This window comes from Pseudocitrobacter sp. 2023LY-00077, from assembly GCF_055796175.1.
The window spans coordinates 1-4,503 of the sequence record NZ_JBSPEI010000041.1 but is presented as its reverse complement, the minus strand read 5'-3'; the positions used below and the strand labels follow the sequence as shown (position 1 = coordinate 4,503).

The 4,503-nt window shown below is 50.9% G+C and carries 4 protein-coding genes, 4 tRNA genes and 1 rRNA gene; 8 read left to right on the top strand and 1 reads right to left on the bottom strand.

Annotated elements, in window-relative coordinates; genetic code table 11:
* The 3 genes from rrf to birA all read left to right on the top strand — a co-directional run.
* A 5S ribosomal RNA gene (gene rrf, locus ACWWFX_RS24905) occupies positions 1-75 on the top strand; the annotation flags it as partial.
* A gap of 224 nt (positions 76-299) precedes the next feature.
* Positions 300-1,328 carry a UDP-N-acetylmuramate dehydrogenase gene (gene murB / locus ACWWFX_RS24900; protein ID WP_473225061.1) on the top strand — a complete coding sequence of 343 codons (1,029 nt, stop codon included), beginning with the start codon at positions 300-302 and terminating at the stop codon, positions 1,326-1,328.
* Positions 1,325-2,287, top strand: coding sequence for a bifunctional biotin--[acetyl-CoA-carboxylase] ligase/biotin operon repressor BirA (gene birA / locus ACWWFX_RS24895; protein WP_473225060.1), 963 nt, complete (start codon positions 1,325-1,327; stop codon positions 2,285-2,287). The genes murB and birA overlap by 4 nt, the downstream gene beginning before the upstream one ends.
* 38 nt (positions 2,288-2,325) lie before the next feature.
* Here birA and coaA read toward each other — a convergent pair whose 3' ends face one another.
* A complete protein-coding gene (coaA, locus tag ACWWFX_RS24890; RefSeq protein ID WP_041686545.1) occupies positions 2,326-3,276 on the bottom strand; it encodes a type I pantothenate kinase in 951 nt (316 codons plus the stop codon).
* A gap of 386 nt (positions 3,277-3,662) precedes the next feature.
* Here coaA and ACWWFX_RS24885 point away from each other — a divergent pair.
* From ACWWFX_RS24885 to ACWWFX_RS24865, 5 genes are all read left to right on the top strand, one after another.
* Positions 3,663-3,738 (top strand) — tRNA-Thr (locus ACWWFX_RS24885).
* 10 nt (positions 3,739-3,748) lie between these two features.
* Positions 3,749-3,833: transfer RNA gene (locus ACWWFX_RS24880), tRNA-Tyr, on the top strand.
* Positions 3,834-3,943: 110 nt separating this feature from the next.
* Positions 3,944-4,018: transfer RNA gene (locus ACWWFX_RS24875), tRNA-Gly, on the top strand.
* Between the two features lie 5 nt (positions 4,019-4,023).
* A tRNA-Thr gene (locus ACWWFX_RS24870) sits at positions 4,024-4,099 on the top strand.
* Between the two features lie 118 nt (positions 4,100-4,217).
* Positions 4,218-4,503 (top strand): GTP-binding protein (locus ACWWFX_RS24865; RefSeq protein WP_000031682.1); only part of this gene is annotated, 286 nt, incomplete at its 3' end.

The window sequence follows — 4,503 nt, the reverse complement described above, 5'->3', positions numbered from 1 at the left end:
GAACTCAGAAGTGAAACGCCGTAGCGCCGATGGTAGTGTGGGGTCTCCCCATGCGAGAGTAGGGAACTGCCAGGCATCAAATAAAGCAGAAGGCCATCCGAAAGGATGGCCTTTTTGCGCTGGTGCGAAAAAAACCTGCCGGATGGCGGCTGCGCCTTATCCGGCCTACAAAAGAACAAACCCCACCGAATGGCACGAACCCGTAGGCCCGGTAAGCGCAAGCGCCACCGGGCGATACCGCGCGCACAATCCCCTCATATACGGTAAACTAGCGACGTTTTTGCATCAGGAAAGCAGCTATGAACCATTCCCTAAAACCCTGGAACACCTTCGGCATTGATCATCATGCGAAGCACATTGTATGCGCGGAAAACGAACAACAACTACTGAGCGCCTGGCAGCATGCGACCGCAGAAAGTCTGCCAGTTCTTATTCTGGGTGAAGGAAGCAACGTTCTCTTCCTGGAAGATTACGCCGGAACCGTCATCGTTAACCGGATTAAAGGTATTGATGTCACCGAGTCGGCAGATGCCTGGCTTCTTTATGTCGGGGCGGGTGAAAACTGGCATCAATTGGTTAGTTATACGCTGGATAACAACATGCCGGGTCTGGAAAACTTAGCGTTGATCCCTGGCTGTGCCGGTTCATCACCCATTCAAAATATCGGAGCCTATGGCGTCGAGCTTCAACAGGTCTGTGAATTTGTTGACTGTGTCGAACTGGCGACCGGTAAACACCTGCGTTTATCGGCAGCAGAATGTCGCTTTGGCTATCGCGATAGCATCTTTAAACATGAGTACCAGGACAAATTCGCTATTCTGGCCGTGGGTTTCCGCCTGGCGAAAGCATGGAAGCCCGTGCTGACGTATGGCGATCTGACGCGTTTAGATCCGCAGACCGTTACGCCGCGTGACGTTTTTGATTCCGTATGCCATATGCGAATGACGAAACTCCCGGACCCTAAAGTCAACGGCAACGCGGGAAGCTTCTTTAAGAACCCGGTCGTTGATCGCGAGCACGCCGATGCGCTGCTGGCTTTATTCCCCAATGCGCCGCATTACCCGCAGCGTGATGGAACTGTGAAACTGGCGGCGGGCTGGCTCATCGACCAGTGTCAGTTGAAAGGCTATATTCACGGTGGTGCGGCAGTACATCAACAGCAGGCGCTGGTTCTCATCAATCAGGGTAATGCGACCAGTAATGATGTGGTTGGCCTGGCCCACCATGTTCGGGCGCAGGTTGGCGAGAAATTTAATGTCTGGCTGGAGCCTGAAGTGCGATTTATGGGGCCAACGGGCGAAGTGAACGCGGTAGAGGTCATTGCATGAAAGACAACACGGTACCCTTAACGCTGATAGCCATCCTTTCCGACGGTGAATTCCATTCCGGCGAACAGTTGGGCGAAAAACTGGGCATGAGCCGCGCGGCGATTAACAAACATATCCAGACCCTGCGTGATTGGGGCGTAGATGTTTTCACTGTTCCCGGCAAAGGTTACAGCCTGCCAGAGCCTATCCAGTTACTGGAAGAAGAACGCATTCGTCAGCAAATTGAATATGGCAACGTGGCGGTCTTACCGGTTATTGATTCCACTAACCAGTATCTGCTCGATCGTATTCACGACCTGCATTCCGGTGATGCCTGCGTGGCAGAGTATCAAACCGCAGGGCGTGGCCGCCGTGGTCGTAAATGGTTCTCTCCATTCGGAGCGAATCTCTACCTTTCGATGTACTGGCGGCTGGAGCAGGGGCCTGCGGCGGCAATTGGTTTGAGTCTGGTGATTGGCATTGTCATGGCCGAAGTATTGCAAAGCCTGGGCGCCGACCAGGTACGTGTAAAATGGCCGAATGACCTGTACCTTAATGACCGTAAACTCGCCGGGATCCTGGTGGAATTAACCGGAAAAACGGGTGATGCAGCGCAAATTGTCATTGGCGCGGGTATTAACCTCGTGATGCGTAATGTCGAAAATGATGTCATCAATCAAGGCTGGATCAACCTTCAGGAAGCGGGGATCTCCATCGATCGCAACACGCTTGCCGTCCGCCTGATTAAAGAGTTGCGTGATTCGCTACGTCTGTTTGAGCAGGAAGGGCTGACACCGTATCTGACACGCTGGAAAAGACTCGATAACTTTATTGATCGCCCGGTGAAGTTAATTATCGGCGACAAAGAGATCTTTGGTGTATCACGTGGTATTGATTCGCAAGGCGCATTATTACTTGAGCAGGATGGGGTGATTAAGCCCTGGGTCGGCGGAGAAATTTCGTTGCGTGGCGCAGAATGAAAAAAAGGGAGCCGAGGCTCCCTTTTCTATAAAAGTATTTATTTTCTCAGGCGGACCTGCTCAACCGAATGATTTGCGCTTTTCGTCAAAATCAGGCTCGCGCGCTCGCGCGTAGGCAAGATGTTTTCCTTAAGATTCACAAGGTTAATCTCATTCCACAAATTAGTCGCTACGTTTATCGCTTCATCTTTTGAAAGCTGCGCATAGTTATGGAAATAAGAATCCGGATCGGTAAATGCACCTTCGCGGAATTTCAGGAAGCGGTTGATATACCACGATTGAAGTAGTTTTTCCGGCGCATCAACATATATTGAAAAGTCGACGAAATCGGAAACAAATACATGATGTGGATCGTGTGGATAATCCATCCCGCTTTGCAGAACATTTAATCCTTCAAGAATTAAAATATCCGGATGCGTTACCGTTTTATCGCCGTCCGGGATGACATCATAAATCAGATGCGAATAGACAGGCGCCGTCACGTCAGGCACGCCGGATTTAAGGTCTGAAACGAATTTCACCAGGCGATGCATATCATAAGATTGCGGGAAGCCTTTCTTCTTCATCAGCCCACGCTCTTTCAGCACCTCATTAGGGTGCAGGAAGCCATCGGTGGTAATCAGCTCTACACGGCGATGCTCAGGCCAGCGGCTCAGTAACGCCTGCAAAACGCGCGCGGTGGTGCTTTTCCCCACGGCGACGCTGCCGGCGATACTAATGATATAAGGAATACGTTGCCCGTTGGTGCCCAGGAACTGTTCCAGCACAGCCTGGCGACGCAGGTTAGAGCTGATATAGAAGTTGAGCAAACGCGATAAAGGCAAATAGATCTCGGCGACCTCTTCCAGCGACAGATCTTCGTTGATACCTTTCAACCGTTTGATTTCCCCTTCAGTCAGGGTCATCGGCACGGAATCACGAAGTGCAGCCCACTGGCTACGATTAAACTGTAGGTAAGGTGTCATTAACGTTTGCTCTTTTTTTCTCATAAGCATGTTCTGACCGCCGCCTTAACGAACACACGACGCATCAACATTCAGTTAATCAGGACAATGGGCAGGAGGTTAACACCAGATGGAAGAGAATAAGAAGAAAAAATCTAAATGAGTGGCGCTTTCGTGCACAAACGCAACACATCACGACTCCCTTCCGAAGCGTTATTAACACACCCTTGAGGGGCTGATACCCGTTAAGGCAGATAACACGGTAAAACGCCCATTGTGCGGCGCGTCAAAAATGTCCATTTTCTGCTCTCATATTCGCCACCTTGCCGTGTTTTTACGCAGTTGCGCACAAAATATGAGCAAGAGAACATTTTATGCAAATTTTTAGTTGCATGCAGGCGCAGGTCTCCCTAGAATGCGCGCTACTTGATGCCGACTTAGCTCAGTAGGTAGAGCAACTGACTTGTAATCAGTAGGTCACCAGTTCGATTCCGGTAGTCGGCACCATCAAGTGCCTGGTGGGGTTCCCGAGCGGCCAAAGGGAGCAGACTGTAAATCTGCCGTCATCGACTTCGAAGGTTCGAATCCTTCCCCCACCACCATCTTCGGTTACGCGAAAGCGCAGCCAGAGTCGGAAGCTTTATCCACCGGCTCAAACAGGAGAGTGTTCTTCTCCTTAAACAGAAAGAACTGGGTAGCCGAGTTTCAGGATGCGGGCATCGTATAATGGCTATTACCTCAGCCTTCCAAGCTGATGATGCGGGTTCGATTCCCGCTGCCCGCTCCAGACGTGCTGATATGGCTCAGTTGGTAGAGCGCACCCTTGGTAAGGGTGAGGTCCCCAGTTCGACTCTGGGTATCAGCACCACTTCACTTCTCCTTCCCGTTTCTCTCTGTTTACTTTTAAATGCATTCAACAAGTCGGGCGTGTTGCCTGGTTGATGTGGTGATATCACCGATTTATCCGTGTCTTAGAGGGACAATCGATGTCTAAAGAAAAGTTTGAACGTACAAAACCGCACGTTAACGTCGGTACTATCGGCCACGTTGACCATGGTAAAACAACGCTGACCGCTGCCATCACTACCGTACTGGCTAAAACCTACGGCGGTGCTGCTCGCGCATTCGATCAGATCGATAACGCGCCGGAAGAAAAAGCTCGTGGTATCACCATCAACACTTCCCACGTTGAATATGACACCCCGACTCGCCACTACGCGCACGTAGACTGCCCAGGCCACGCCGACTATGTTAAAAACATGATCACCGGTG

Excerpts from the sequence above, each read along its gene's own strand:
- murB (WP_473225061.1), top strand. The coding sequence starts at position 300 with ATGAACCATTCCCTAAAACCCTGGAACACCTTCGGCATTGATCATCAT.
- coaA (WP_041686545.1), bottom strand. The coding sequence starts at position 3,276 with ATGAGAAAAAAAGAGCAAACGTTAATGACACCTTACCTACAGTTTAAT.
- birA (WP_473225060.1), top strand. The coding sequence starts at position 1,325 with ATGAAAGACAACACGGTACCCTTAACGCTGATAGCCATCCTTTCCGAC.